The organism is Rhizobium sp. WYCCWR 11146 (assembly GCF_013591995.1).
Taxonomy (GTDB): Bacteria; Pseudomonadota; Alphaproteobacteria; order Rhizobiales; family Rhizobiaceae; genus Rhizobium; species Rhizobium indicum.
The window spans coordinates 73,974-100,288 of record NZ_JACCEY010000007.1; the positions used below are offsets into that span (position 1 = coordinate 73,974).

Annotated in this window: 27 protein-coding genes; 14 read left to right on the forward strand and 13 right to left on the reverse strand. The window is 60.7% G+C overall.

Annotation, left to right across the window (positions count from 1 at the left end):
- Nucleotides 1-99: 99 nt before the first annotated feature.
- Entirely contained in the window at nt 100-1,170 is a 1,071-nt protein-coding gene (locus HX899_RS03385) for a LacI family DNA-binding transcriptional regulator (RefSeq protein WP_138334534.1), read from the reverse strand.
- A 222-nt stretch (nt 1,171-1,392) separates the two neighbouring features.
- Between HX899_RS03385 and HX899_RS03390 the strand changes: the two genes are divergently transcribed.
- From HX899_RS03390 to ppk2, 7 genes are all read left to right on the forward strand, one after another.
- Nucleotides 1,393-2,346 (forward strand): sugar phosphate isomerase/epimerase, encoded by a 954-nt coding sequence (locus HX899_RS03390; protein ID WP_138334535.1) that lies wholly within the window; start codon nt 1,393-1,395, stop codon nt 2,344-2,346.
- Nucleotides 2,347-2,404: 58 nt separating this feature from the next.
- A complete protein-coding gene (locus HX899_RS03395) occupies nt 2,405-3,637 on the forward strand; it encodes an ABC transporter substrate-binding protein (protein WP_171600007.1) in 1,233 nt (410 codons plus the stop codon).
- Between the two features lie 102 nt (nt 3,638-3,739).
- On the forward strand, nt 3,740-4,627 hold the full coding sequence (locus HX899_RS03400; RefSeq protein WP_138334537.1) for a carbohydrate ABC transporter permease: 888 nt from the start codon (nt 3,740-3,742) through the stop codon (nt 4,625-4,627).
- Nucleotides 4,627-5,511, forward strand: coding sequence for a carbohydrate ABC transporter permease (locus HX899_RS03405; protein WP_003538368.1), 885 nt, complete (start codon nt 4,627-4,629; stop codon nt 5,509-5,511). Before HX899_RS03400 ends, HX899_RS03405 begins: the two co-directional genes overlap by 1 nt.
- Nucleotides 5,512-5,518: 7 nt before the next feature.
- Complete coding sequence (locus HX899_RS03410; RefSeq protein WP_138334538.1) at nt 5,519-6,601, forward strand: ABC transporter ATP-binding protein; 1,083 nt, start codon at nt 5,519-5,521, stop codon at nt 6,599-6,601.
- Nucleotides 6,602-6,684: 83 nt separating this feature from the next.
- Entirely contained in the window at nt 6,685-8,337 is a 1,653-nt protein-coding gene (locus tag HX899_RS03415; protein ID WP_138334539.1) for a GMC oxidoreductase, read from the forward strand.
- Between the two features lie 146 nt (nt 8,338-8,483).
- The gene (gene ppk2 / locus HX899_RS03420) at nt 8,484-9,398 is read left to right on the forward strand and encodes a polyphosphate kinase 2 (RefSeq protein ID WP_138334540.1); all 915 of its coding nucleotides are present in this window, start codon (nt 8,484-8,486) and stop codon (nt 9,396-9,398) included.
- 115 nt (nt 9,399-9,513) lie between these two features.
- On the opposite strand, the gene HX899_RS03425 is transcribed toward ppk2, so the two are convergent.
- A complete protein-coding gene (locus tag HX899_RS03425) occupies nt 9,514-10,389 on the reverse strand; it encodes an aldo/keto reductase family oxidoreductase (protein WP_138334541.1) in 876 nt (291 codons plus the stop codon).
- A gap of 107 nt (nt 10,390-10,496) precedes the next feature.
- On the opposite strand from HX899_RS03425, the gene HX899_RS03430 reads away from it, so the two are divergent.
- Nucleotides 10,497-11,405, forward strand: coding sequence for a LysR family transcriptional regulator (locus HX899_RS03430; RefSeq protein ID WP_138334542.1), 909 nt, complete (start codon nt 10,497-10,499; stop codon nt 11,403-11,405).
- 116 nt (nt 11,406-11,521) lie between these two features.
- Here HX899_RS03430 and HX899_RS03435 read toward each other — a convergent pair whose 3' ends face one another.
- The 4 genes from HX899_RS03435 to HX899_RS03450 all read right to left on the reverse strand — a co-directional run bounded on the left by HX899_RS03435 (nt 11,522) and on the right by HX899_RS03450 (nt 12,794).
- Nucleotides 11,522-12,001, reverse strand: a complete 480-nt coding sequence (locus HX899_RS03435; protein WP_138334543.1) for a pyridoxamine 5'-phosphate oxidase family protein — start codon at nt 11,999-12,001, stop codon at nt 11,522-11,524.
- Between the two features lie 108 nt (nt 12,002-12,109).
- A complete protein-coding gene (locus HX899_RS03440; protein WP_062940459.1) occupies nt 12,110-12,304 on the reverse strand; it encodes a hypothetical protein in 195 nt (64 codons plus the stop codon).
- 60 nt (nt 12,305-12,364) lie between these two features.
- Nucleotides 12,365-12,601, reverse strand: a complete 237-nt coding sequence (gene rpsU / locus HX899_RS03445) for a 30S ribosomal protein S21 (RefSeq protein WP_003538346.1) — start codon at nt 12,599-12,601, stop codon at nt 12,365-12,367.
- A 40-nt stretch (nt 12,602-12,641) separates the two neighbouring features.
- A complete protein-coding gene (locus HX899_RS03450; protein ID WP_171600006.1) occupies nt 12,642-12,794 on the reverse strand; it encodes a hypothetical protein in 153 nt (50 codons plus the stop codon).
- Nucleotides 12,795-13,248: 454 nt separating this feature from the next.
- Between HX899_RS03450 and rapA2 the strand changes: the two genes are divergently transcribed.
- The 6 genes from rapA2 to HX899_RS03480 all read left to right on the forward strand — a co-directional run bounded on the left by rapA2 (nt 13,249) and on the right by HX899_RS03480 (nt 19,289).
- A complete protein-coding gene (gene rapA2, locus HX899_RS03455; protein ID WP_138334544.1) occupies nt 13,249-13,959 on the forward strand; it encodes a calcium-binding lectin RapA2 in 711 nt (236 codons plus the stop codon).
- A gap of 193 nt (nt 13,960-14,152) precedes the next feature.
- Complete coding sequence (locus HX899_RS03460; protein ID WP_138334545.1) at nt 14,153-14,341, forward strand: hypothetical protein; 189 nt, start codon at nt 14,153-14,155, stop codon at nt 14,339-14,341.
- An 86-nt stretch (nt 14,342-14,427) separates the two neighbouring features.
- Nucleotides 14,428-15,720, forward strand: a complete 1,293-nt coding sequence (locus tag HX899_RS03465; RefSeq protein ID WP_138334546.1) for a helix-turn-helix transcriptional regulator — start codon at nt 14,428-14,430, stop codon at nt 15,718-15,720.
- A gap of 304 nt (nt 15,721-16,024) precedes the next feature.
- Entirely contained in the window at nt 16,025-17,515 is a 1,491-nt protein-coding gene (locus HX899_RS03470; protein WP_138334548.1) for a DUF4173 domain-containing protein, read from the forward strand.
- Nucleotides 17,516-17,562: 47 nt separating this feature from the next.
- Nucleotides 17,563-18,267 (forward strand): response regulator, encoded by a 705-nt coding sequence (locus tag HX899_RS03475; RefSeq protein WP_138334549.1) that lies wholly within the window; start codon nt 17,563-17,565, stop codon nt 18,265-18,267.
- Nucleotides 18,267-19,289 carry a sensor histidine kinase KdpD gene (locus tag HX899_RS03480; protein ID WP_138334550.1) on the forward strand — a complete coding sequence of 341 codons (1,023 nt, stop codon included), beginning with the start codon at nt 18,267-18,269 and terminating at the stop codon, nt 19,287-19,289. Before HX899_RS03475 ends, HX899_RS03480 begins: the two co-directional genes overlap by 1 nt.
- Nucleotides 19,290-19,440: 151 nt before the next feature.
- Here HX899_RS03480 and HX899_RS03485 read toward each other — a convergent pair whose 3' ends face one another.
- From HX899_RS03485 to otsB, 7 genes are all read right to left on the reverse strand, one after another.
- On the reverse strand, nt 19,441-20,205 hold the full coding sequence (locus HX899_RS03485) for an SDR family NAD(P)-dependent oxidoreductase (protein ID WP_138334551.1): 765 nt from the start codon (nt 20,203-20,205) through the stop codon (nt 19,441-19,443).
- A 43-nt stretch (nt 20,206-20,248) separates the two neighbouring features.
- Entirely contained in the window at nt 20,249-20,977 is a 729-nt protein-coding gene (locus HX899_RS03490) for an SDR family oxidoreductase (RefSeq protein ID WP_138334552.1), read from the reverse strand.
- Between the two features lie 26 nt (nt 20,978-21,003).
- On the reverse strand, nt 21,004-22,263 hold the full coding sequence (locus HX899_RS03495; RefSeq protein ID WP_181291623.1) for a sugar ABC transporter permease: 1,260 nt from the start codon (nt 22,261-22,263) through the stop codon (nt 21,004-21,006).
- Complete coding sequence (locus HX899_RS03500; RefSeq protein ID WP_164048978.1) at nt 22,260-23,081, reverse strand: ATP-binding cassette domain-containing protein; 822 nt, start codon at nt 23,079-23,081, stop codon at nt 22,260-22,262. Before HX899_RS03500 ends, HX899_RS03495 begins: the two co-directional genes overlap by 4 nt.
- Before the next feature lie 71 nt (nt 23,082-23,152).
- Nucleotides 23,153-24,226 carry a sugar ABC transporter substrate-binding protein gene (locus HX899_RS03505; RefSeq protein WP_181291624.1) on the reverse strand — a complete coding sequence of 358 codons (1,074 nt, stop codon included), beginning with the start codon at nt 24,224-24,226 and terminating at the stop codon, nt 23,153-23,155.
- A 221-nt stretch (nt 24,227-24,447) separates the two neighbouring features.
- Nucleotides 24,448-25,332: an AraC family transcriptional regulator gene (locus tag HX899_RS03510; RefSeq protein ID WP_138334554.1), complete on the reverse strand. Its 885-nt coding sequence runs from the start codon at nt 25,330-25,332 to the stop codon at nt 24,448-24,450.
- 200 nt (nt 25,333-25,532) lie between these two features.
- On the reverse strand, nt 25,533-26,312 hold the full coding sequence (gene otsB / locus HX899_RS03515; protein WP_171600003.1) for a trehalose-phosphatase: 780 nt from the start codon (nt 26,310-26,312) through the stop codon (nt 25,533-25,535).
- Between the last annotated feature and the right edge of the window lie 3 nt (nt 26,313-26,315).

Sequence of the window (26,315 nt, forward strand, 5' to 3'; positions counted from 1 at the left end):
AGGGCTACTGGATCGTTCTCCCGACCCTGGTGGACGTGCTGCGGCGATTGAGCTCGGACGGTCGTGGCGCAGTAGAACGATCACGGCTTGCCGGCTCCGTCAGGTCTTTGGAGGAGCGACGCTCTCCCGCAGAATAAGCTTGCTGCGGATGACGGTACGGACCTCCCCCGCTTTTTGCCGCTGGTCAATGGCGTCGAGCAGGAGATCGACCGCCGCGCGTCCCATCTCTTCCACAGGCTGCTCGATTGTCGAGAGCGGCGGGGAGGAGAATTCGCAGACGGGCGAGCCGTCGAAGGAGACGACGGACAGATCACCCGGAATGCTCAAGCCCGCACGCTGGATACGGCTGACAAATGAGATAGCCATGTCATCGCTGGTAGCGATGACTGCCGTCGGCCTTTCCGTCAATGTCGCAAAATCGTCCGCTGCCTGCACTCCGATATCGAAGCCGTGTTGATAATCGAGATGACCGCCCGAGCGACGCACCAGTTCCTCGGACAATCCCGCCGCCTCGAGCGCCTCGAGCACGCCGCCGTAACGCTCGACATCGTGATAATTGCCTTCGGGCCCGGCCAGATAGAAGAACCGCCGGTGACCCAGCCGGATGAGTTCGGCCGTGACGTCGCGCACCGCCTCGCGGTCGTTGGTCACGACGCTCTGCAGGCCGGCATCGCTCATGTCGAGCAGCATCGAAACGATCGGCAGGCCGGAACCGCCAAGTGAGCGTCCATCCACTTCAGGAAGCTTCGACGACAGGATGATGGCGCCGCGCACGCTGCCGCCAAAGGCGAGGTCGAGAATATGCCGTTCGGAAATCTCGTCGCGATCGAGGTTGGCGATCATCAGGTTGTAGCCGCCCTGGATCAGCGACTTGTTGATGCTCTGCAGGACCTGCGGAATGATCTGGGAGACCCCGTAATAGAGCGATCCCGGCAGGATGATCATGACGATGTTGGATTTGCCGACCCGGAGACCGCGCGCCATGGCATTCGGCGTGTAGCCGAGCTGCCTCGCTGCAGCATTGATCTTGGTGCGCGTCTTTTCGTTGACCCGCCCGGGATTGGCAAGCGCCCGGCTGACCGTTGAGATCGCCACACCGGCGAGCCGCGCAACATCGGCCATCAAGGCACCCGATTGCTCTTCTCCTGCCACATCCTTGTTTTTATTCACTTTTATTTCTCTCTCCCGGATGCTTCGATTTGCAACTTTAGGGCAGGCGACGATTTATAGCAAACGTTTGCCAAAAATCGCTTGCTTAAAAAACCAGCTTGATTATCATTTGGTCATGGCAAACGATTGCCAATCCTTAATGCTTTGAAAATCCATGGCTTATTGGATGCGGAACACCCCTTCCGCACGCGGGTAGGCCATGCCTTGGGAAATGGATAGGTTATGGCTACTGGCGAAAGGCTGCGCTTCGGCATCGATCTCGTGACATTCTTCCATCCCGGCTTCTGGGGCGTCGACAGCCATGAAGCGATTGTCGATCATGCACGCGCCGAGCCGCGCGCCTTCTGGGACAAGATCCTCGACAGCGTCCAGGCCTCCGGCGTTACCGGCGTCGAGCTGACCTTTTCTCCCTTCAACTGGCAGGACGCGATCAAGACCTATGGTTCCATCGACGCCTTCGCCGCCGAACTGGCAAGACGCGGCTTGACGCTGTGCAGCGGCTTCTTCGCAGAGCTCGAGGCGGCCGGCGACTTTGCCGATCCCGAAGCCCAGAGCGCGCTGATCGACAAGGCCGAACGCTATGCCGACTTCCTGAAAGCCTGCGGCAGCGACATCATGGTGATCGGCGCGCCGTTGCGCCAGACGCTCGGCGCCCAGCCGGTGCAGTTTCATGATTTCGACCGCGCCAAGGTGATCGCCGATTTCCTCAACCGGCTCGGCGCGACCCTCTATGCCAAGGGCGTGCGGCTGGCGCTGCACACCGAGGCGCACTCGATCTTTGCCGCCGCGCGCGATGTCGACCTGATGATGCTTTTGACCGACCCGGCCTATGTGCATATGTGCCCCGACACGGCGCACATCATCGTTGCCGGCTCCGATCCCGTCCAGCTTGTCGATCGCCATCACGAGCGCATGATCATCGCCCACTGGAAGGATGCGATCGGTCCGATGCCCGCCGATACCCCGATCGACAAGCACATCCATGAACGCCACCAGCCCTATTTCTGCGACTTCGGCCTCGGACGGGTCGACTGGCCGGCCTGGATCCGGCTGCTGCGCGACCGGGCCTATGAAGGCTGGGCGATCCTCGAACTCGATGCCGCGCCGGATCCCGTCCGCGACATTGCCAACGGGCTCACGCTCGTCCGGCAGGCGCTCCTGCCGATCTATCGCTGACAGTCACTCCCGAGACAACAAACGCCCCGCAAAGAGGGCATTTTCAAGAGGTGGAACTATGAAGACCATGATGAAGCTTTTTCTTGCCGGCGTGGCATTTGCCGGTCTTTTCGCCTCGGCGCATGCCGAGGACAAACCGACGATCGAGATCATGTCGTCCTGGACATCGGGCGGCGAAGCGGCAGCCCTCAATGTCATTAAAACCGAGTTCGAAAAGCGCGGCGGCGTCTGGAAGGATTCCTCGATTGCCGGCTTCGGCGCGGCCGATGCTGCCTTCCAGAACCGTATCGTCGCCGGTGACGCGCCCGGCGCCAAGCAGGGCGTCATCGGTCTCGCCGCCGCCGATTTCATCAACCAAGGCCTGTTCAATCCGATCGACGACGTGGCCGCTGCGGGCAAATGGGCCGACGCCCTGCCGAAATCGATCCACGATCTCATCTCCTATGACGGCAAGGTCTATCTTGCGCCGACCGGCGCCCATGGTGAAAGCTGGCTCTTCTATTCCAAGGAAGCCTTCGAGAAGGCCGGCATCGCGCAGGAGCCTAAGACCTGGGACGAGCTCTTTGCCGATCTCGACAAGCTGAAGGCTGCCGGCATGGTTCCGGTCGCCTGGGGTGGCCAGCCTTGGCAGCAAACCAAGGTCTTCAACATGATCCTGCTCTCGCAGGTCGGGATCGACGGCTTCCTGAAGATCTATGTCGACAAGGACAAGAGCCCGGCATCCGTCGAAGGCGTGAAGAAGACCCTGGAGATCCTCGGCAAGCTGCGTGGCTATGTCGATGCGGGTGCAGCCGGCCGCAACTGGAACGACGCAACCGCCATGCTGATCACCGCCAAGGCTGGCGTGCAGTTTATGGGCGACTGGGCCAAGGGCGAATTCACCGTCGCCGGCAAAGAACCGGGCAAGGATTATGGCTGCATGATTGTGCCGGAGTCGAAGGGCATGGTCTACATCGCCGACTCCCTCTGGTTCCCCAAGACCGCCAATGCCGAGACCGACAAGGCGCAGAAACTTCTCGCCGAAGTCGTCATGGATCCGGCCATTCAGGTCGAATTCGCCCTCAAGAAGGGTTCGGTTCCGATGCGCTCCGACGTCGACAAGTCGAAGCTGGACGCCTGCGCACAGAAGGGTGTAGAGCTGATGGCTGCGGGTGCGATCGTGCCGGACCAGGCGATCGTGCTGACGCCCCAGCAGGTTGGCGCACTCGACGACTTCGTAGACGAATACTGGAGCGGCGGCTCGAACGATGCAGGCGCTGCGGCCGAGAATTTCTTCGCCATCTTCGAGTAGGATAGTGCCTGTGGCGTCGGTCTGACCCGACGCCACAGCTGCCGGCCGCCGCCTCGCGCGGGGGCGCGAGCCCTGCTTTCCATTCCGTCAACGAGCTGGCCGATGTCCGTCAAACGCAAGCCCAATCTTTCCGCCACCATCGCGCTGCTGCCGACATGGTTCGTTGCGGTCGTGGTCTTCATCGGCACCATGGCCTGGTCGATCCTGCTGTCCTTTACCAATTCGACGCTTTTTCCGTCCTCGACCTATGTCGGCTTGGCGCAATATTCGAAGCTCTTCTCTTCCGCCAAATGGCTGGCATCGCTGCAAAACGTGTTGATCTTCGGTGTCCTTTACGTCGCAGGCTGTTTGCTGCTCGGCTTCCTGCTGGCGGCGGCGCTGGACCGCAAGATCCGCTTCGAAAGCGCCTTCAGGACCATATTCCTCTATCCCTACGCCATGTCCTTCGTGGTGACCGGGCTGATCTGGCAGTGGATGCTCAATCCGACGCTCGGTATCCAGGCGAGCGTGCGCTCGCTCGGCTGGGAAAGCTTCGTCCTCGACTGGGTGGTCAATCGCGACATGGCGATCTATGCACTGGTGCTTGCCGGCGTATGGCAGGGCGCGGGGCTTGTCATGGTCATTGCGCTTGCCGGCATGCGTGGCATCGAAGCCGAGCAATGGAAGGCGGCGCGGATCGACGGCATTCCCGTCTGGCGGATCTATGTGTCGATCATCCTGCCGCAGCTCGGGCCGGCGCTGGCCGCCGCCGGAATGCTGCTCGCCATGGGCGTGATCAAGACCTATGACATTGTCGTCGCCATGACCAATGGCGGCCCCGGCAATGCGACGGAGGTGCCGGCGAAATTCATCATGGACAATCTGTTCGGGCGCCAGAACCTCGGCCTCGCCACAGCAGGCGCGACGGTGCTTGTCCTCGGGGTGATCGTCGCCGTCGCCCCGTTCCGCTATGCGATGCACATGCGTGACAAAGCAAAGGGGGCTGCGTGATGGCCCGTCCTCATCCGAATGGCCCGAAGCCGGCACAGATCACCGCCGGGCGCATCGGCCTCTATGCCTTCCTTGTCGTCGCAGCACTTTTCTTCCTTCTGCCGCTCTACACCATGGTCGTCACCTCGCTGAAGTCCATGGACGAAATCCGGCTCGGGCAGATCTTTGCCCTGCCGGCCACGCTCGATTTCTCCGCCTGGGTGACCGCCTGGTCGGGCGCCTGCATGGGAACCGTCTGCGTCGGCATTCGCAGCGGCTTCTGGAATTCGGTGGCGATCACCCTCCCCTCGGTCGCGCTCTCGGTCTTCATCGGCGCCGTCAATGGCTATGCGCTGTCGCTTTGGCGGCCGCGCGGGGCAAACCTGCTTTTCGGCCTGCTGATGGCCGGCGGCCTCATCCCCTACCAGATCTTCCTCTATCCGATGGTCCGGGCGATGGCGAATATCGATCTCTACAATTCGCTGGCCGGTATCATTCTCGTGCATGTCATCTTCGGCCTGCCGCTGGTGACGCTGCTCTTCCGCAATTATTTCGTCAGCGTGCCGGAGGAGCTCTGCAAGGCGGCGCGCGTCGACGGCGCGGGCTTCTGGCGCATCTTTTTCGAGATCATGCTGCCCATTGCCGTGCCGATGGTCGTGGTGGTCTCCATGCTGCAATTCACCGGCATCTGGAACGACTTCCTCCTCGGTCTCGTCTTTGCCGGCCGCGACAACCTGCCGATGACCGTGCAGCTCAACAATATCGTCAACACCACGATGGGCGAGCGGACCTACAACGTGAACATGGCGGCGACGATCCTCACCGCCATCGTTCCGCTTGCCATCTATTTCCTGTCCGGTCGCTGGTTCGTGCGCGGCATCGCGGCCGGCGCAGTCAAGGGGTAACGCTTCCATGCAATCTGCCGTCTCCGTCAAGGACCTGAAGATCGCCTATGGCGATCATACGGTGATCGAGAAGATGTCGATCGACATCGCGCCGCGGGAGTTCCTGGTGCTGCTCGGCCCTTCCGGCTGCGGCAAGTCCACGCTTCTGAATGCCATTGCCGGTCTCCAGGACATTACATCAGGCGAGGTCTGGATCTCGGGCAAGAACGTCAGCTGGGAGGAGCCGAAGGACCGTGGCATCGGCATGGTTTTCCAGTCCTACGCGCTCTATCCGCGTATGTCGGTCCGCAAGAACCTCTCCTTCGGACTTCGCGTCGCACGCCTGCCGAAGGCCGAGATCGAGGCCCGTGTCGCCCGCACCGCCGCCCTCCTTCAGCTCGACAAGCTACTCGACCGGCGTCCTGCCGAGCTTTCCGGCGGTCAGCGCCAGCGCGTCGCCATCGGCCGGGCGCTGGTACGCGAAGTGGATGTCTTCCTGTTCGACGAACCGCTGTCGAACCTCGATGCCAAGCTGCGCAATGAATTGCGCGTCGAAATCAAGAAACTGCACCAGCGCCTCGGCAATACCATGATCTACGTCACCCACGACCAGGTCGAGGCACTGACGCTGGCCGACCGCATCGCCATCATGCGGGACGGCGTGATCCAGCAGCTCGCCTCGCCGTCCGAGATCTACCGCCGTCCGGCCAATCTCTTCGTCGCCGGCTTCATCGGCGCTCCGGCGATGAATTTCGTCGAGGGCAGGATCGGGCGCGGCAACGGCGCGCCGGTCTTCCGGAGCAAGGAGCTCACTGTCGATCTCTCCGGTTATTCCTTTAGAGCAGACGCAGCGGAAGGACCTGCTACACTCGGCTTTCGCCCGGAACATCTTGTGCTCGATGGGTCCACGAGCGGCCTGCCCACCATTCCCGGCCGCGTCGCCGTCGTCGAGCCGATGGGTTCGGACGCCGTTGTCTGGTTCGACTGGGCGGACCAAAGTCTCTCGCTCCGGCTGATGGGCGACGTAACCCTTGAGCCCGGCGATGCTCTGGCTCCCGGGCTCGATATCGCCAAGGCGTCCCTCTTCGGCGCTGACGGATCGCGGCTGTGACGCACCATCCCTTTGTTTTCCCGCAACTCCGGGTGCGTTTCGCGCCGTTTTGAGGATTGCTCCAGGACAGGATTTGAAAAGACATGTCTGAGATCGTCTATGATGCGCTGGTGATCGGCTCCGGCGCAGCGGGTTCCTTTGCGGTAAAAGAACTGACGGCCCAAGGGCTGTCGGTGCTGCTGCTCGAGGCTGGGCCCGCCGTTGGACCCAGGGATTTCGACCCGGCGCGCAAGAAGGCGCCGGCAAGCAGCATCAATATCTGGGAGCGTGCGCGGGCCACACTCAAGGGCCAGCCGATCCAGGCGCGCGCGGCGTTTTTTACCGAGCGCTTCAGCCACTTCTTCGTCAACGACCGCAAGAACCCCTATACGACGCCGAAGGGCGAGCCCTTCCTCTGGATCCGCGGCCGCCAGGGCGGCGGGCGCCTTCACAGTTTCGGCCGGGTGCTGCTGCGCTGGACCGATGACGATTTCAAGATCCGCTCACGCGCCGGAAAGGGCGTGGACTGGCCGGTCTCCTATGACGAGCTGGCGCCTTTCTACGACGAGGTCGAAGCCTATCTCGGCCTCTACGGCAATAGGGACAACGTCGCCACGCTGCCGGACGGCGTCTATGCAAAACCGGCAAGCCTGACGCCCGCCGAACAGATCTTCAAGCAGGCGGTCGAAAGCCGCTGGCTGGAAAGGCACGTCGTCTCCTGGCGCTACATCGCGCCGGACGCCGACCGCATGCCGCGACCGCTGCGAGACGCTCAGGCCACCGGCCAGCTGACAGTCCGTTACGACGCCGTCGTTCGTCGTATCACCACGGATGAGAAAACCGGCCGCGCCACCGGCGCTGAGTTCATCGATCGCAACACCGGCGAGGTATCGACCGCCCGCGCCGCGACATTGGTGCTTTCGGCCTCGCCGATCGAAAGCGTGCGGCTGCTCCTGAATTCGGCTTCGGCGAAACATCCGGGTGGACTCGGCAACAGCTCTGGCGCGCTCGGACGCTATTTCATGGACCAGCTTCCGTGCCTTGCTTTCGGCTCCTTTTCGAAGGCGAAGGGCTGGGCGGCGGACGAGTCCGCCCCGACCGACCCGTTCTACAATCCGTCGGGCGGGATCTTCATTCCCCGCTTCGGCGCGGGCGACGTTGCCCGCGGTGATTTCGACTACCAGGGAAGCGTCGGCCGCGCGCCAGTCTCCGAGGACAGAGATGCGCGTCTCGCCTTTTTCGGCTTCGGCCGTATGCTGCCCTATGCCGACAACCGCATCACGCTCGACGTCAGGCGTAGGGATGCCTGGAACATTCCCGTGCCGCATATCCGCTGCGTCATGCAACAGGAGGAGCAGGCGCTGCTCAAAAGGCAGGAGGAGACTCTGATCGCCATGATCAAGGAGATTGGCGGCGACCTCGAATTCATCGGCTCGCCCACCGGCCTCAAGGAGATGGGCAAGGGCGCCTTTCCCGACGCCGGTGCCTTCAGCCGCTTCATGTTCCGCAAATGGTTCCGCAAGACCATGTGCATGGGCGCGGCAATCCATGAGACGGGCGGCGCGCGTATGGGAGAAACCCGGCAAGCTTCTGTGCTCAACCCCTACAACCAGGTCTGGGATGCCCCGAACCTCATCGTCACCGACGCCAGCGCCTTCCCCGGCAGCGGCATCGCCGGCACCACGCTCACCGTCATGGCCCTGACGATCCGCGCCTGCCGGAATCTTGTCGACCGGTACCGGACGGGACAGCTATAGCCGCGCCTCGGCGGCTGAAGCGCATTCGACGTCAATCATCGGCTTAAGGGATCGGGAAGTCGCTGTTCCAGCTTCGGCTAACCGAACCGTCACACAAACTTCGCAGTGACATGCTCCTGTCAAAAAAAGGCAGGAAGGAAAAGCCTATGACTCAAACACCTCAGGACCAACTCAGCCGTATAAAGGCCGAAATCGCCGACAGCTTCGATGAAGAGCTGGAAATGCAGATGGAGGAAGACCGGCTCGACGATCTGGTCGCCGAAGGAATGTCGGAACCGGCGGAGCAGACGCTCGAGCGAAAGATCTACTTCCGGGAGCTTTTCCGGTTGCAGCACGAGTTGGTGCGGCTGCAGGATTGGGTTCAGCATAAGAAGCTGAAGGTGGTGGTGCTGTTTGAAGGCCGGGATTCGGCCGGCAAGGGAGGCGCGATCAAGCGCGTGACCCAGCGGCTCAATCCGCGCGTTTGCCGGACGGTCGCGCTGCCCGCCCCGACCGAGCGCGAACGCCATCAATGGTATTTTCAGCGTTATGTCCCACATCTTCCGACCGGTGGCGAGATCGTGCTCTTCGACCGAAGCTGGTACAATCGCGCCGGTGTCGAGCGCGTGATGGGGTTCTGCACTCCTGATGAACTCGAGGAGTTCTTCCGCTCGGTGCCCGAATTCGAACGCATGCTGGTCCGCTCCGGAATCGTGCTGATCAAATACTGGTTTTCGATCACCGATGAGGAGCAGGAATTCCGCTTCAACATGCGTATCCACGATCCACTGAAGCAATGGAAGCTGTCACCGATGGATATGGAAAGCCGTGTCCATTGGGAGGAATACACCAAAGCCAAGGAAGAAATGCTGGCGCGTACGCACAGCCCCGATGCGCCTTGGTGGGTGGTTCAGGCCGTGGACAAGAAACGGGCGCGGTTGAACTGCATTGCCCATCTTCTCGAGCAGATCCCTTACGAGGATGTTCCGAAACCGGAGATCCAGTTGCCGGACCGTATCCGTAACGCCGATTATAACAGGGCGCCGGTTCCGCCTGAAATGTATGTGCCGGAGCGCTATTGAAAGCATAGCCGCAACGGGTCGGCGGCGTTGAGGAAATAGCGGGAGCCGTATGGCTTCGCTCCGCCATGCGAGAGCGTGGCGGAGCGATCGGATCGTTTGCAGCCATCGGATGCCGTTAAGCGGCGACATCAGCCATGCGGTTCAATTCCGAGACAGCGTCATTCGGCAGCACGAGCGCGGCGGCGGCGAGGTTCTCCCTGAGATGGCCAACGGAAGAGGTGCCGGGGATCAGCAGGATGTTTTCCGCGCGACGCAGCAGCCAGGCGAGCGCCACCTGCATAGGCGTGGCGTTGAGGCGTGCGGCGACATCGGACAGGGTGGAAGACTGCAGCGGGCTGAACCCGCCGAGCGGGAAGAACGGCACATAGGCAATGCCGTCGCGCGCGAGATCGTCGATCAGGGCATCGTCCGCCCGGTGCGCCAGATTGTACTGGTTCTGCACGCAGACGATCTCGGTGATCCCACGCCCCTCAGTGATCTGCCTCGATGTGACGTTGCTCAGCCCGATGTGACGGACCAGGCCTTGCCGCTGGAGATCGGCAAGGACCGTCAGTGGCGCTTCGATCGACCCTTCGGCCGGGCCGTGCACGTCGAACATGATCCTGAGATTGACGACATCAAGCACATCGAGGCCGAGATTGCGGAGATTGTCGTGCACTGCCGCGGTCAGTTCTTCACGCGAGAAGGCCGGCATCCACGATCCGTCCGTGCCGCGCCGGGCGCCAATCTTGGTGACGATAGTGAGATCGTTGCGATAGGGATGCAGCGCTTCACGAATGATCCGGTTGGTGACGTGCGGGCCATAGAAGTCGCTGGTGTCGATGTGGTTTACGCCGCTCGAGACCGCCTCTCGCAGCACGGCCAGTGCCGCGCCATGATCCTTGGGCGGACCAAACACGCCAGGCCCGGCAAGCTGCATGGCGCCATAGCCAAGCCGCTTCACGCTACGGCCGCCGAGGTTGAACGTGCCGGACTGATCGATAGTTGACATGATCTAATTCCTTTCAAGAGATGACGCCAAGATAGGCCCAAGATAAGCATTGTCGGCGCGCGTGAAAATTGGCTATAATCCGCACGGGCTGTGCGGAGTGGCGAACAATGAAAGCAGATCTGGGCGATCTCAATGCCTTTGTTGCCGTGGCCCGTGCCGGGGGTTTCCGCGAGGGCGCGCGCGTCAGTGGCAGCAGCGCCTCCTTCCTCAGCGAAGCGGTGCGCCGCCTGGAGGCCCAGCTCGGCGTCAGGCTGCTCAACCGGACGACACGCAGCGTCGTCCCAACCGAAGCAGGCAAGGGCCTGCTGGAGCGGCTCGGCCCTGCTTTGAGCGAGGTGGAGTCTGCCCTCGACGTTGTCAACGGATTTCGCGACAGGCCGGCCGGTGCCTTGCGCCTCAATGTGCCGGTCAGCGCGGCGCGGCTGGTGCTGCCCGCCATCGTTCCGCCGTTCCTCGCCGCCTATCCCGATATTCGGCTGGAGGTGGTCACCGACGAGAGCTTTGTGGACGTGATCGCGGCCGGCTGCGACGCCGGCATCCGCTATGACGAGCGGTTGGAGCAGGATATGATCGCGATACCGATCGGGCCACGCGTCCAGCGCTTTGCCATCGCAGCCTCCCCCGACTACCTCGATCGCCGTGGCCGGCCGCAACATCCGAGCGAGCTGCTCGGCCATGCCTGTCTGTTGGGTCGCTTCTCGAGCGGTGCGATGACGGCGCCGTGGGAGTTCGAGCGCGATGGCGAGATCGTGCGGGTCGATCCGACGGGGCCGCTGATCGTGCGGGTCGGCGGAGCGACCGATCTGGCCGTCGATGCAGCGATATCAGGAACAGGGATCGTCTGCCTCTTCGAGGACTGGCTGCGCCCGCATATCGACAGTGGCGTGCTCGAGCCCCTCCTCGAACCGTGGTGGCAACGCTTCTCCGGGCCGTTCCTCTATTATCCCGGACGACGGCTGGTGCCTGCGCCGCTCCGGGCGTTCATCGATTTCGTCAAGGCATCGGCTACCGCATAATTCATTAAGCCGGAATGGATCGAAGGATAAAATGATGCAGCAATTCAGGGTGTTACAGCATCCTTTGCGCGTCTAAAAGATGCGGCGCTGTAAGGGGGTTAGTGGCCGACGATGCGCTAAAGCTTGACCTCGGCATTGTCGCCCATATCAGGTTTGGTGTTCGAGACCGCTGCCGCCGCCATCTTGATATAGCTGATGATCGTGCCCGGGCTGTCCCAATATTCGGCTGAAGCCGGCGTCATCTTGAGGATGCGGATGGAAGGATCGTCGGGATTGTCCCACCACGCCTTTGCCGGCGTCGCCCATAATTCCCTGATTCTCTCCCGGTCGTTTTGCACCTCGGCCGTCCCCGATACGGAAACGTATTTCTGTCCCTTGGTGTCGGCAAAGGCGAGGCAGACGTTTGGCCAGCGAGTGATTTCATCGTCCTTGTGACTGCTGACATCGGTCAGAAAATAGATCGCATTCTCGAGCTGCGCGGTATAGGCGGACATCGGGCGGGCTCGCAGTTCGTCGCCGCTGCGGGTCGTCAGCATGCAAAACCCGATCTTGTCGATCAATTCCCATACCCGTGTCACATCGTCTTGATTGGTCATCGTCATCTCCATCTATACAAGAGACGAAGTAACCATCTGCCGCGGCCGATGTTCCCAGTCGGCGGGCCTAGTGAGCCCATTCCCAAGATGATCGAGGCACGCAGTCGATCAATGGACGCTTGGGGTTCTCATGACCGTTGCAAAGTCTTCGGCGACCAGTTCGCTGACGGCGATGAGAACTTCCTCCCGGGAAAAGCCCGATGTCAGAGCACGTTGAATCAGATCCTGCAGATCCGGCTCCACGACATCGCGGCAATCCTCGAGGCGTTCTTCCGAAACGGTGAGGCTATTGAGTTCGTCCATTGTCTGTCCTTTCAGGAATGTAACCACCAAAGCCCGAAAAGGCTGGTGAGGATAAAGCCGCTAGCGGGCGGCCACCGCCCGCTTCGGACCGGGCAGCAGGCCTTCACGCTGCATCTGCTTGCGTGCAGCCTTGCGATGTCGGCTGATCGCCTGCGCCTTTTCCCTGACGCGCCGTTCGGACGGTTTCTCATAGGCGCGCCGTTCTTTCATTTCGCGGAACAGCCCTTCGCGCTGCATTTTCTTTTTCAAGACTCTGAGCGCTTGATCGACATTGTTGTCTCTGACGAGTACCTGCATTTCGAGTTCTCCTTGTCTGGGATGGTGGCCCGATCGCCGCTCAGCCGAGCTGCTCGGCGATCAGAGCCTGCAATTCGCGGCGGGTGAGAAGGCAGGGAAACGGCTTCCAGCTCCTGGGAACATTGCGGACAGCCTCGTCATCCTCACGCGGATTCGCCGCCGCAACCGCGGTGGCTGTATGTGTGTTGTTCAAAAAGAAATCCTTTGCCGGCCTTGGCCGACGTTATCGATTGTTTGTGGGATTGCCCATCACGCAGCCTTAAGGCGCGCGCCGATGCATAAGCGTCTCAAGCAGCAGCCGGCAACGGCTTGGATTTCCGCTTGGATCGGGTACATCCAGCAACATAGGGCTCGGCGAGCAGAATTGCAACGGATAGCCCGGATGGCATGGCGCGGGCACCGCTAATCGCCTTCAGATATACTCGGTGCCATTTTATTCAAGTTAGCCGGGTATAGTTTTTGTCGAATTTTCTTCAATTTGGCGCGAGAGCGACATTATTCCGCCAGAATGGAAGCAACGCGAAGATCGCCATCGAAATTAACCTTCTGTTAAATAGGCCATTGACTTGTAGTATTAATAGGTTGTTAAAGGAGCCGCTCGCTGAGGTCGAAATTGACCCGCTAATAAACAATTTGAGGAGAGAGCAATGGCTTCGCCGATACATGCAACTGATGATAGTGCAACATTTCAAGAAACCGACGTTATTTCCGGAAATCTGCTTTCCAACGATTCCTCCGACAACGGCCACCTGTTCCTGCGCGCCTTCGACGGCGCAAGCGTAGGCGCCAAGAGCGGCAACAGCCAGGTTACCCAAATCCAGGGCGATTACGGCACCTTCTTCGTCAAGCCGGACGGCAGCTACACCTATGTCCTGAGCGACGCTGCCAAGATCGGTTTCGCCAACGGCGAATCGTTCCAGGAGAAGGTTTCCTACAAGATCTCCGACGGCAGCGGTCATACCGACGTCGGCCTGTTCACCCTGAACATCCAGGGCGTCACCCAGGTAAAGCCGATCGCTGTTGACGACCACTACAGCTTCAACGAAGGCGACGCCATCGGCGGCAACGTTCTGGACAACGACATTGCCGGCGACAATGGTCACCTCTTCCTCCGCCAGTTCGACGGCACGAATGTCAGCGCTAAGAGCGGCCCCGACGCTGTTACCGACATCGTCGGCGACTATGGCGTCTTCCACGTCAAGCCGAATGGCGAATTCACCTATGAGCTGACGGATGACCTGGCTGCTGGCCAGACCGTCACGGAAACCGTCCAGTATTACAAGATCTCCGATGGCGAAGGCCACACGGACGCTGGCGTTCTGACGCTCAACATCACGGGCACCGACGCTCTCGTTTGATCAGCAGTCATAGATCAGTGAGACATGACGCCCGCCGCGCAATCGGCGGGCGTCTTCGTATATCGGCCTGATTGACGCAAGTCCGCCGGGGGGAGCCAATCATATTCCGATGGTCTGCAAAACGGCATAATTCTTTTTAGCTAGTTCTTATAAATGCCGGCGTGGCGTAGTCTTGATATTCGGAGGACACGCCGTGACCGAACACATCGAACCCAGGCAAGTCGAAACAGACGATCTGACGAAAGTCTGGTCCGTGACGGAGTTCTGCGCTCGTCACCGCATAGATTCCGAGGAACAAGCGCTGCTGCTCAAACTCTTTGGGCCGTTCGCGACCGCCTCCGAATTGCTTCACAATGCCAAGCGCGCGCCAAGGTTCAGATGAGGCCTCCTCCATTTCTTCAACGATCTTCTCACAAATCCCGGCAAGTCATTCGGTGAACGAGACGGCGCAAGATATCGCCTGATCGGGTGACGCTCGCTATTTTGCCTCTCCTTAGACATTTAGGCAGTAATCGAAATGGTGCGATCGTTGCATTTGGCGGAACCATCATCGTGAAAACGAGCGGCGCTGATATGGATCATGTCGATATCGTTGATGCTGTCTATCAGGCGGCGGTCCGTTCAGAACTATGGCCGGATACGCTGTGCGCGATCGTTGATTACGTCGGTGCCGTCGCCGGAAATATTGTCTATCAGGCGCCCGATGGCCGCGGCAGCTTTCTGATCCCCGGCCGTATGCGCGAAGATTTGAATGCGCTCTATCTACAGCATTACACGAGCAACCCCTATGCCCGCGCATTCGAGAAGGTAAAGCCGGGCGAGATTGCAGTCGGCAATAGGTTGATCGATGCAGAGGCCGTAAGGCATTCCGCGTTTTACGCCGATATCTGCAAGCCTCAAAACATCTTCAATCAGCTCTTCCTGCCGCATGCCAGCCTGCACGAGCGGGGAGGTATCGGCGGTGTCGCTCTGTTCCTGTCTCGTCAGCAAGACGAGCACGCCGCGGAAGCGGCAGCACGGTTAGGGCGGCTGAGCCCGCACATGGCGCGGGCGATCGATCTTTCCTTTCAGGTAAACCGGATCGCCCGCGCACCCGAATTGCCGCAACGGCTGATCGATGCAATCGCGGATGCGGCTGTGCTGATCGATGGTCGGGGTGCGGTCCTTCTCTTGAATGCGGCAGCCGAAGCACTGCTCAAGCAGGCCGACGGCATTTTTCTCAGCCGATCCGAGAGGCCCTCGCTTGCCGCCCATATTTCGAAGACATCCAGCCGGCTGGCGAACGCCATTCGTCAGGCTTTGCTGATAGCCGATGGCGAAGACACGCCTTTCGACGGGGCATTGTCGATCTCCCGGCCATCGGGTTTGCCGCCCTATCTGGTGATGATCACGCCGCTTGCACCGACAGCGGTTTCGATATGGGATGCGGTTGATAGTGGAGCGCGCGTGCTCATTCATATCGTCGATCCGGAAGCGAAGACGCGTCGGCAAGCGCAACAACTGCAACACATCTTTGGCCTGACCGAAGCCGAAACCCGGGTCGCCGCACTGATCGGCAGCGGAATGAATCTGCCCGAGATTGCCCGGGTTCTTGGAATTTCGTCCAACACGGTAAAAACCCACACCGGCCGATGCTTTGGCAAAACGGGGGTGCGATCCCAGGCGGCTCTCGCCAGGCTGATTGCCTCGATCCCGATCGCCGGAAACAGGCCGGCGACGCCGTCCCGCACGAATGGAAAGAGCCGTCCGCGGCAATCGTAAATTCTACTAGGCTATCTTCACGCGATGATCTGGAGAGGCCTGCTGCATGACCTCATAGGTCCGGGTGATTTTCCTGAATTGCTGCTCACTCTCTGCACAAAATCTGCAATCCGGCGCGGCATTCTTCCGCCATGAGCAAGAACGACATCCCCCTCGCGCCACGCCGTCCGGCTTTGCCGGATCGCCTCCGCAATGACGGATGGTGGCTGACGGAGGCGAGCTGGCCTCGAGGGACCGCCTCCGAGGAGACCCCAGCAACCATGCTCATCGTGATCGAAAAGCGGCATCTACGAGAGGAGCACCAATGGACACAACCGACACGCTGACAGAAGCAATGCCGATCAGGCGTGGCAGTGGCCGGATTACCGCGCTGTTTGCACTGGTGGCGCTGTCTGATTTTCTGATCTTTGGTGAGATGCCCGGGATAAATCTTTTCCTGTTTGCACTCGCCGTCTGCACCGGCATTCTACTTTCGGCCGGGAAGATCCGAGCGCCGTCAATGGCTGCTCTCCTGTTTGGTTTTTCGGTTCTGGCCTCGGCACCTCTGCTGGAAGCGCCCTCATTCACCGGCATCGCCCTTTGCTTCAGCGCGCTGATAGTGGTTGCTCTCGTCGGCGGCAGGCTTATGCCTCGCAGTCTGATCGGTCTGCCGCTGGTGTTTCTCCGTTTCACTCTTGTCATTCCCTTGCGGCTTGCCGACGATATTAGGAAATATCTTAAGACGCCGGCCAAACGTTTCTCCTTCACTGTCGTTTGGCAGGGCGTCGGTCTCTGGATCATGCCTCTCGTTCTCGCCGCAATCTTCGTGTTCCTTTTTGCGGCTGCGAACCCGCTGATCGAGATCGCGCTGCGCAGTATCCGTTTTGCCGTTCTGCTGCAGTTTCTCGACCTTTGGCGGATCGGCTTCTGGATGATGATCGCTACTGTGGTCTGGGCGATGTTGCGGCCGCGCCTGAAGCGGCGCGCTGCGAGGTCGCAAGCCAGCAGGGCGTTCGTCATCGTGCCGACCAGAAATGCACCGTTCGGCCAGGCCTCGCTGCTGCGGTCGCTGCTCCTCTTCAACGCGGTCTTTGCGGTGCAGACGCTTCTCGATCTCGTCTATCTCTGGGGCGGCGCAGATCTGCCCGATCACATGAGCCACGCCGAATATGCTCATCGCGGCGCCTATCCGCTGATTGCGACGGCGCTTCTGGCCGCCGGTTTCGTTCTTCTCGCCATGCGGCGCGGCGGCCCCGGCGATCAAAGTTCGCTGATCCGCGGCCTCGTCCATGCCTGGATCGTCCAGAATGTCCTTCTCTGCCTGTCCTCGATGCTGCGGCTCGGGCTTTACGTCGAGGCCTATTCGCTGACGGAACTGCGCGTCGCCGCCGGTCTCTGGATGGGCCTCGTTGCCATCGGCCTTGTCTTGATCCTGCTGCGCATTCTGCTCAATCGATCCAACGAGTGGCTGATCGCCACGAACCTCGCTTCCCTGATTGCGGTGCTCTACATCAGCGCCTTCATCGATTTCCCTGATGCCATCGCCCGCTTCAATGTCGTCCACAGCCAGGAGATCAGCCAGGAAGGTCCGCCGCTCGACCTCGATTATCTCTCCTCGCTCGGTCCTTCCGTCATTCCGGCGCTCGACCTCTACCTCCTCAAGTTGCCGGATCACCTGATCGAAAAGAGGAGCCAAGCGGTGACAGTTCGGTACTACCTCGCCAGGAATTTTGAGAGGCGCCGGCTGGACTGGCGGAGCTGGACCTTCCGGGCGGCGCGGCTGGAGAGTTATCTTCTGGCTCCCATTGCAAGATAGAACGAGAACGATAACAACAGGCACGATAAACCAACGCAGGACCGGTGATGGCGCCCCGCATTCTCGTCGTCGATGACGAACCCCACATCCGCGACGTGATCTGCTTCGCCCTTGAGCGCGGCGGCCTGGCCTGGATGGCCGCCCGCAACGGCACCGAGGCGATGGCGGCCTTCCGCCGTGGCAACATCGATCTCATCATCCTCGATATCGGCATGCCCGACATGGACGGCCTGGAAGTCTGTCGCCAGATCCGCAAGACGTCGGGATTGCCGATCCTGTTTCTTTCGGCGCGTGACGAGGAGATCGACAAGATACTGGGTCTCGAAATCGGTGGAGACGACTATGTCACCAAACCATTCAGCCCGCGCGAACTCGTGGCTAGGGTCAAGGCGATTTTGAAGCGCAGCAGCAATGAAGTGGGGCCCGACAGACGCCACGCCACCCTTGTCGCCGGTGAACTCAGCCTGGATCGGCGTGGCAGGACGGTCATGTTTGGCGAGAGCACCATCGCAATGACAGCGCTCGAATTCGCAATCCTGGACGCATTGTTGTCACGCCCCGATATGGTCTTCAGCCGCGAACAGCTGATGGAGGCGGCCTATGGCGCCGGAACCTATGTCGCTGACCGGACGATCGACAGCCATATCCGCAACATTAGGGCCAAATTCCTGGTGGCCGGCGGTTCCGCGATCATTGCAACCGTTCACGGGATCGGCTTCAAACTCGGCATCGAAAGCGGGAGGAAGGGCTGATGCCGGCACCGAAAGTCAGGACGAAATGGCGGCCGACGCTGGCGCTGATCGTCTATGTGGTGCTTCTCGCGGTCATGGCGCTGCCGATCCTGATCGTTATCTGGTTTCGTGCCGTGGAGGCGAGTTCGAACCGGATGGCACCGGCGGAGATCGGCGCCCTCGCGGTCGCCTTCCTGCTGACGCTCGGCGTTGCTTATGTGCTGACGCGCACCATCACCGGGCCTATCGACGCTTTGATCGCCCGGACGGAGGAGATCGCCCGCGGTGGCAAGGGAGCAATCCGGCCGCTGGAAAGCTATGGAACGTACGAGATCGCTTTGCTGTCGCAAAGCTTCCTCGATCTTGCCGGAAAACTGGTCGATCGCACCGAATATGTCCGTTCCTTTGCCGCTCATGTCTCCCACGAACTGAAATCGCCGCTGACGGCGATCCGCGGGGCGGCGGAGCTTCTGCGTGACGATGATGCCGAAAGGCCGATGACGAAGGCGCAGCGTTTGCACTTTCTCGACAACATCGTCGCCGATGCAGTCCGGCTCGACGCATTGTTGCAGCGGTTGAGAGAGCTTGCGCAGGCGGAAACGCCCGTGGCCGAGGGCAGAAGCAGCGTCACCGACATCTTATCCTCACTGCGCGGGCAGTTTCCCGCCCTCCATATTTCCGGCGCAGGCGATACGGAAATTTCGGTTGCTCTTCCCCAGGAAGCAGCCGGCATCGCCTTTGCCAACCTTGCCGAAAACGCTCTTCAGCACGGCGCCACGCTGTTGGAACTCAGAGTATCGGCCGATGGCCGAACAGCCGTCATTCTTATCCGTGACGACGGCAGCGGTATCTCCGAGGCAAATCGTCAACGCATCTTTCAGCCGTTCTTCTCAACCCGCCGCGAACAGGGCGGCACCGGCATGGGCCTCGGTATCGTCCGCGCCATGCTGAGCTCCCATGGCGGTACGATCCGCCTGCTGCAGACGACCGGCGCAGGCACCGAGTTCGAAATCACCATGCCCGTGCAAATCTTATCCGGCTGAGATCGCACAGATGCGATGTGCGGCGGAACTGGCTGAGGGGCCGCAATTTGTCTTCGAGGCCCACTCCACGATTATATACGCAGGAGGGAGAGAAATTCCCTCCCCGACCAAGCGGCTGCGAGCCACCCTCCCCCAATCTCGTATTCGCGTCTCACCGCGTCGTATAACCGCCGTCGATAACCAGCACTTCGCCGGTGACATAACTTGCCGCCGCCGAGCAGAGGAACAGGGCAGCACCCGCCACCTCCTCCGGCTGCCCGACGCGTCCCATCGGGGTCATGCTGCGCCAGGTCGGGAACCAGTCGGGATTTTCGATGCCGCCGCGCGACAGATCGGTTTCGATATAGCCCGGCGCGATGGCGTTGACGCGGATATTCTCGGCGGCGACCTCGCTGGCGAGGCTCTTCGTCATCATATGGACCGCCGCCTTGGAGGTGTTATAGGCGACCTGGTTCTGCGGAATATTAGAAACGATGCCCGAGATCGAGCCGATATTGAGGATGACGCCGCCGCCCTGGCGCCGCATCGGTGCGAGTGCGGCGCGGCAAGTGCGGAAGACGGTGTCGACATTGACGGTCATGATCTCCCGCCAGATGGCATCGGAGAACTCGCCGCTGTCGCCATGAATGGCGATGCCGGCATTGTTGACGAGGATGTCGAGCCGCCCCGCCCGTGAGAGGGTCTCAGTGACGAGTTCGTCGGCAGCAATTTCATTCATCAAGTCGGCAGCGATGAAATCGCAATCGACGCCGGCTTTGGAGAGCCGGTCTTCCGCCGCTGAATTACGGGTTCGTCCGGTGATGATGATCTTGGCGCCCGCCTCGCCGAGCGCCTCGGCGATCGCAAGCCCGATGCCGCGCGTGCCGCCGGTGATCAGCGCCACCTGTCCGTTCAGGCGAAATCTGTCGAAGATCATGTCCGTTTCCTCTCGGCGGTTGTTGAAGGCGATCGCACTTGCGTCAGATGTCGGCGCTCTGCGGCAGGATAACGAGATCGCGGATCGTAATGTTGCGTGGGCGCGTCAGCATGAAAAGCACGGCTTCGGCCACTTCGTTCGCCTCCATCAGGCCGCCCGCGGCGAGCGCCTCATCCAGCTTCTCCTGCGGCCAGTCGCTGAGAAGGGCGGTGACCACGGGGCCAGGAGCGACAGCGCCGACACGCAAGCCATGCTTGGCCACCTGCCGCCTCAGCGTATGGACGAATGCCTGGACCGCATGTTTCGAGGCGGTGTAGATCGGCTCCCAGACGACCGGGATCATGCCGGCAACGGAACTCGTCAGGATGATATCGCCGGTCTTGCGCTCGACCATATGCGGCAGAACCGCATGCACCGAACGGAATGCGGCGTTGATGTTCAGATTGAGCATCCGGTCCCAGGCATCAGGGTCGCCACCCAATACCTCACCGCCGATATAAGAGCCGGCATTGGCGTGGAAGATATCGAGTTGGCCCGCTTTTTCGAGAATTTGCGGCATCATCCCTTCGACGCTTTTCGGATCGGTGAGATCGATGACCAACGGAATGGCGCTCGCGTCGAGTTTCGAGCAGATCTCCTTCAAGGCTTCCTCGTTGCGGTCGACCAGCACGACCCGAGCGCCCGCGGCAAGCAAAGCCTTGGCGCATTCAAGGCCGATACCCGACGCCGCTCCGGTGACGGCCGCGACTTTTCCAGACAGATCCTGTCCCATTTTCTTCCTCTGTTTTCCTGGTTGGTTTAGGCCCGGCCGTGCGAGATCCGCGATCGGCGTGCCAGCGAGTCGACGATGACGGCGACGGCAAGGACGGCGCCCGTGATCATGTATCGAAGCGACGATGACAGATCGAGAAGCGTCAGCCCGCTGGCAATCGACTGAATGACGATGATGCCGAGAAGGGCTGAATAGGCACTGCCGCGCCCGCCGAACAGGCTCGTGCCGCCGATAACCGCTGCGGCGATGGCGTTGAGATTGACGTCGCCTGTGCCGGCCTGCTGACTTGCCGTCGCCAGCCGTGCGGCGGAGAGAACGCCGCCGGTTGCCGCAAGCAGAGCGCACATGACGAAGGCGCTCGTATAGATGCGCGAGACGTTGATGCCCGAGCGGCGCGCTGCTTCCCTGTTGCCGCCGACGGCATGCATGGAGCGTCCCCATTTGGTGCGCGTCAGCGCATAATTCATGGCGGCGGTGAGCCCGACGAAAAGGCCGAACATCCACGGAATGCCGCGCGACTGGTTGAGATAGAACGCGACAGCCTCCAGGGCGAGTGTGATGATGACGGCGCGCAGAAGCAGCCCACGGGCCGATTTCGCCGACAGGCCTGCCGCCCGCCGGCGCGCCGAGGTGCGGTAGCTGGCGAAGAAAAAGGCAATGCCGGCGAGCGCCACCAGCAGATAGGCGACCGGGTCCGGCATGACCATGATCTGGCCGAAACTCACGAGCCAGGAACCATAGGGAAGATTGATCGAACCGGTCGCTCCGAGGATATAGAGCTGCAGGCCGAGAACCGCGAGCAACCCCGACAGCGTCGACACGAAGCTCGGCATGCCGAAGCGGTTGAAGAGAAATGCGTAGAGCGAGCCGATCAGGGCGCCGACAATCATCGCGGCGAGGATCGCGAGAACCACCGGCCAGCCCTGGTTGACCCAGAAGACGCCGACCAGCGCCGAGGCGAAGCCGCTGACGGAGCCGACGGAAAGGTCGATTTCACCCACCATCAGGATGCAGACGATACCCAGCGAGATGACGCCGACCGTCGAGCAGTCGAACAGCATGTTGACGAGGTTGCTACTGGAGAGAAACACCGGATTGAGCGCCTGGAACACCGTCCAGATGATCGCCAGGCCGACAATGACCGGCAGTGAACCGAGATCGCCGGAGCGGATGCGATCCCCAAAGGCGCGGATCGAGCCGGCAAGGCTATCGTCATGGTGTACTCTTTCGTCACGTCGGTCGAGGAGCGCAGGTGCTGCCGGTTCATTCTGGATGGTTTTCATCATGGCCTGCCCTCCTCGTTTTGTTGGCTTTGCGCCTTGCGGCGCATCGCGCGGCGGGAGACGGAATTGTTGGATGCGCCGGTGATGGCGCTGACGAGCTGTTCGTTGGATGCGTCGGGCAGCATGGTGCCGTTGTTGCGGCCGAGCCGAAGGACGACAATACGATCGGCGACGGCCCGAACATCCTCCATATTGTGGCTGATCATGATGACCGCGAGGCCGCGTTCCCGCACGCGCTCGATGAGGTCTAGCACCTCGGCGGTCTGGGCGACGCCGAGCGCTGCTGTGGGTTCGTCGAGCATGATCAGTTTCGGCTGGAGCAGCAGCGATCGGGCGATCGCTACCGTCTGGCGCTGTCCGCCGGAGAGTGAGGCGACGGGTTCGCGCACGCTCGGAATGCGGGCCGAAAGCTCGTTCAAGAGCTTCCAGGCGGCGATCTCCATTGCAACCTCATCCAGCTGATAGGGATTGAGCTCCTTGCCGAGAAAGATATTGGCGACGACGTCAAGATTTTCGCAAAGCGCCAAATCCTGGAAGACGGTTGCGATGCCGAGGTCGAGCGCAGCACTTGGGCTCGACAAGTTGACCGGCTTGTCCTCGAAGATGATCGTGCCCGAGCTTGGCTGGTGCACGCCGGCCAGGATCTTGACCAGCGTCGATTTGCCGGCGCCGTTATCGCCCACGAGCGCCACGACCTCACCGGCATACACATCGAGTTCGATATCGGTGAGCGCCGACACTGCTCCGAAGTTCTTCGATATTCCACGCAGACTGAGGACAGGCTGACGGGAAGGGTCAGGAGTATGAGAGGTTTCAGACATTGCCTGGCCTTTCGAAAAAGCGAAAATCGGAAGCGCGACCGGTGGCCCGGCCGCGCTTTCCCTTGGCTCGATTACTTGGTGATGCCGAGCTTCTTGCAGCCGTCGGCATAGCGGCCGGTGCACAGCTCCTCGGCGGTGTTGATCTTCTTGTCGATGATCTCGGCCTTGAGGTTTTCGGCGGTAACGACAGCCGGTACGAAGAGCTGTGCGGGCGTGTCGTAGAGCGTCATTTCGGCCTTGATCGTTTCTCCGGCCAGGAGCTTCACGGCGACGTCGGCAGCGGCAGCGGCGACGATTTCGCTCGGCTTGGAGATCGTATTGTACTGATCCCCTGATATGATTAGCTGCAGCGCAGCGATCGTCGCATCATTGCCGGTCACTGGTGGCACGGGATCGACACCAGCAGCCTTGAAGGCTGCAATGGCGCCGCCGCCAGTGCCGTCATTGGCAGCGACCACGCCGACGATCTGCTTGCCGAAGCGGGTGATCTGGCCGCCCGCCCATTGCTGGGCGTTCGCGGGCTGCCAGTTCGGTGTGTCGAATTCGGCAAGCGTCTTGTATCCGCCGTTCGCCAGACCCTCGTGAATGCCGTCCTTGATCAGCCCGGCAGCCGCATCGGTCGGTGAACCGTTGATCTGCAGAATGCCGCCGCCATCGGTCGGCACCTTCTGCGCCTTCAGATGCTGGACAAGCGATTCCGCAATCGCCTTGCCGATCGCCTTGTTGTCGAAGGAGACATAGAAATCGGCCTTGCCCTTCGGGATAGGACGGTCATAGGCAATGACCTTGACACCCTGGCTCTGTGCAAGCTGGACGAGCGATGCGGCGGCCGCCGAATCCACCGGGTCCAGCACGATGACCTTGGCGCCTTGCGTGATCGCCGAATTAAACTGTTGCTGCTGTTTGGCGATATCGGCATCGGCGTTCTGATAGAGAACCTTGCACGACGCGCAAAGCTTCTTCATTTCCGCGACAAAGCCCGGATGGTCGTGCTCTTCGTAGCGGGTCGAGCCCTGGTCGGGCATGAGGAATGCCACTGTCGCATCCGCAACGGCCGTTTGCGCAAAGGCGGAAGTACCGCCCAGCAAGGACAGGACAAATACCGCGGCGCCTACCGCCTTTGTTGAGAATTTCATCATTTCCATCTCCTCCCATTGAAAAAATTGTGTAGATTCGTGATTGCACTGTTCTGCTGTGGCCGTTCGGCTGAAGGAACGGTCGCGCTTGTCCCGACGGTTTGGCGTTTTTGAGGACAAGCATCTCCGATCGCGAGCCGCTCATCGCGTGCCCGCGTTCAAGTCAGTGTCAGTTTTTGTTCCTCCTCCTTGTCCTCCCTCGTCCCTTGGATCGTGCTCGTTCGGCTCCTCTAGGCCGCCTTTGCCACGTTGATATTGTCACCCAACAACCGTCGGAAACGGGAAGGCGTCATGCCTTTTTCCGCGAGAAACTGCCGGTTGAAGTTGGACAGATTGTTGAAGCCGACCTCGAAGCAGATATCGATGATCGATGCGTGCTCATCGCTCATCAGGATCTGGCAGGCGAGATTGATGCGCAGGCGTTTCACATACTGTACCAGCGACATGCCGGTATGACGGCGGAATGCGCGCGAAAAGGCGCCGGTCGACTGTTCGGCGATCGCCGCGAGATCGGCTTCGTCGAAGGATTTTGTCAGGTTCTCTCTGATATAGGCGAGCGCCTTGTTGATGCCGGCCGACATGTAGCCCGACGGATCGGGCAGATAGCTCGGACTGGCAAGGAGCTGGGCATCGTGCGCCCGACTGAGCAGGCCGATGATCATCATGAAGAGCTCGATGCGGCGCACACCGTGGGCCTGCTGCACCTCATTCATCAAAGGAGCAACCTGCCGGCTGGTATCGGCGCCGAAGAGCACACCGCGGCGGGAGGCTTCGAGAACAGGTTCGAAGGGGCCGAGTTCGGCCAGCACCTTCATCGTATCGCTGATGAAGCCCTCGCTGAACTGGATGAGCTGGCATCGAAGCGGAATGCTTGAGCCCTTCGGGACATCGCTGATCCAGTTGTGGGGAAGATTGGGACCAGCAAGAACGAGATTACCAGGCTCGAATTCGCCGATGAAGTCGCCGACGAAATACCGTCCTGTCGTCGCCACGACGAGATGAAGTTCGTATTCCGGGTGAAAATGCCAGCGAACCGTATGGTATGGATAACCGTGCGCCTTCGTCGCGAAAGATTCGCCCGGCCTGATCTGAATGACTTCCAAGTCAGGTTCCATTGTCTCCTCCTCCGAGGACGGTTCCAGGCCCGCCAGCCAAATTCCCTTTTTGGCTTTATTGTTGAAGGGAGTGTAGTGGGCTCTTGTCACGCCCGCCACCACGATTCCCGGCTAAAACCGATACTTTTTTGACAATTGACGCTGCGCAGCCGGCGTAAAGACGACAGCAATCCGCATTGCACATCGTTCAAGAGCGTTCCTCAGGCGGCCAAGGCGGCAATGACGTTTCTAACCAGCGCAGAGGAGGACAGCCGGCTCGTGGCGCAGCTCGGGGAGCCGATCGCACCGACACGGACGGAAACGCCGCCGCGGGCATTGGCGACCGCAAACATCGACTCGTCGGTCAGATCATCGCCGATGGTAATCGGGGAGCGGTTCTTGAACGGGTCGGACTGGAAAAACCGCTCCAGCGCATCGCCCTTGCTCGACCGTGCCGGACGCAGTTCGAATACCATCTTGCCAAGCTGCAATGCCCAGTTCGGCCCGGCGAGCTCCGCATAGTAGTGCATGCGGTCTTCGAGCACCTTTTCATACTCGGGCGCGAGCCGGTAATGGGCGGCAACGGCCGCACCTTTATCCTCGATCAAGACTCCAGGATAGTGCTCGGCTTCCGCGGTTAGCGCATGCTTCAGCGCCTGAAATTCAGGTGTCGCCTCGATCGTCTGCATTCCAGCGGCGTTCCTGATTTCCGCGCCGTGCAGGCCTGCTGTCGGAAATGCAAAGGGCTTGAACAGCTCGTCTGCATAGGCAAGTGATCGGCCTGTGACCAGCGCCAGGGCACCGCCGAGCTTGTTCGACAGGCGATGAAGTTGTCCGGGAAGCGCCTCTGGGACCTCGATCGCATCCGGCGTGGGCGCAAGATTGAGCAGCGTCCCGTCGATATCGAGAAACATCGCCCAGTGATCCGGCTCTTCCAAGACCAGTGAAAGCATTTCCTGAGTAGCGTCGTCGTCCTGCACGGCATTCTCCAAACTCTGCAACCA

What these genes read in the sequence shown, in the direction of transcription:
- HX899_RS03390 (WP_138334535.1), top strand. Translation starts at nt 1,393, where the DNA reads ATGGCTACTGGCGAAAGGCTGCGCTTCGGCATCGATCTCGTGACATTC.
- HX899_RS03395 (WP_171600007.1), top strand. Translation starts at nt 2,405, where the DNA reads ATGAAGACCATGATGAAGCTTTTTCTTGCCGGCGTGGCATTTGCCGGT.
- HX899_RS03400 (WP_138334537.1), top strand. Translation starts at nt 3,740, where the DNA reads ATGTCCGTCAAACGCAAGCCCAATCTTTCCGCCACCATCGCGCTGCTG.
- HX899_RS03405 (WP_003538368.1), top strand. Translation starts at nt 4,627, where the DNA reads ATGGCCCGTCCTCATCCGAATGGCCCGAAGCCGGCACAGATCACCGCC.
- HX899_RS03410 (WP_138334538.1), top strand. Translation starts at nt 5,519, where the DNA reads ATGCAATCTGCCGTCTCCGTCAAGGACCTGAAGATCGCCTATGGCGAT.
- HX899_RS03415 (WP_138334539.1), top strand. Translation starts at nt 6,685, where the DNA reads ATGTCTGAGATCGTCTATGATGCGCTGGTGATCGGCTCCGGCGCAGCG.
- ppk2 (WP_138334540.1), top strand. Translation starts at nt 8,484, where the DNA reads ATGACTCAAACACCTCAGGACCAACTCAGCCGTATAAAGGCCGAAATC.
- HX899_RS03425 (WP_138334541.1), bottom strand. Translation starts at nt 10,389, where the DNA reads ATGTCAACTATCGATCAGTCCGGCACGTTCAACCTCGGCGGCCGTAGC.
- HX899_RS03430 (WP_138334542.1), top strand. Translation starts at nt 10,497, where the DNA reads ATGAAAGCAGATCTGGGCGATCTCAATGCCTTTGTTGCCGTGGCCCGT.
- HX899_RS03435 (WP_138334543.1), bottom strand. Translation starts at nt 12,001, where the DNA reads ATGACCAATCAAGACGATGTGACACGGGTATGGGAATTGATCGACAAG.
- HX899_RS03440 (WP_062940459.1), bottom strand. Translation starts at nt 12,304, where the DNA reads ATGGACGAACTCAATAGCCTCACCGTTTCGGAAGAACGCCTCGAGGAT.
- rpsU (WP_003538346.1), bottom strand. Translation starts at nt 12,601, where the DNA reads ATGCAGGTACTCGTCAGAGACAACAATGTCGATCAAGCGCTCAGAGTC.
- rapA2 (WP_138334544.1), top strand. Translation starts at nt 13,249, where the DNA reads ATGGCTTCGCCGATACATGCAACTGATGATAGTGCAACATTTCAAGAA.
- HX899_RS03470 (WP_138334548.1), top strand. Translation starts at nt 16,025, where the DNA reads ATGGACACAACCGACACGCTGACAGAAGCAATGCCGATCAGGCGTGGC.
- HX899_RS03475 (WP_138334549.1), top strand. Translation starts at nt 17,563, where the DNA reads ATGGCGCCCCGCATTCTCGTCGTCGATGACGAACCCCACATCCGCGAC.
- HX899_RS03480 (WP_138334550.1), top strand. Translation starts at nt 18,267, where the DNA reads ATGCCGGCACCGAAAGTCAGGACGAAATGGCGGCCGACGCTGGCGCTG.
- HX899_RS03485 (WP_138334551.1), bottom strand. Translation starts at nt 20,205, where the DNA reads ATGATCTTCGACAGATTTCGCCTGAACGGACAGGTGGCGCTGATCACC.
- HX899_RS03490 (WP_138334552.1), bottom strand. Translation starts at nt 20,977, where the DNA reads ATGGGACAGGATCTGTCTGGAAAAGTCGCGGCCGTCACCGGAGCGGCG.
- HX899_RS03495 (WP_181291623.1), bottom strand. Translation starts at nt 22,263, where the DNA reads ATGATGAAAACCATCCAGAATGAACCGGCAGCACCTGCGCTCCTCGAC.
- HX899_RS03500 (WP_164048978.1), bottom strand. Translation starts at nt 23,081, where the DNA reads ATGTCTGAAACCTCTCATACTCCTGACCCTTCCCGTCAGCCTGTCCTC.
- HX899_RS03505 (WP_181291624.1), bottom strand. Translation starts at nt 24,226, where the DNA reads ATGGAAATGATGAAATTCTCAACAAAGGCGGTAGGCGCCGCGGTATTT.
- HX899_RS03510 (WP_138334554.1), bottom strand. Translation starts at nt 25,332, where the DNA reads ATGGAACCTGACTTGGAAGTCATTCAGATCAGGCCGGGCGAATCTTTC.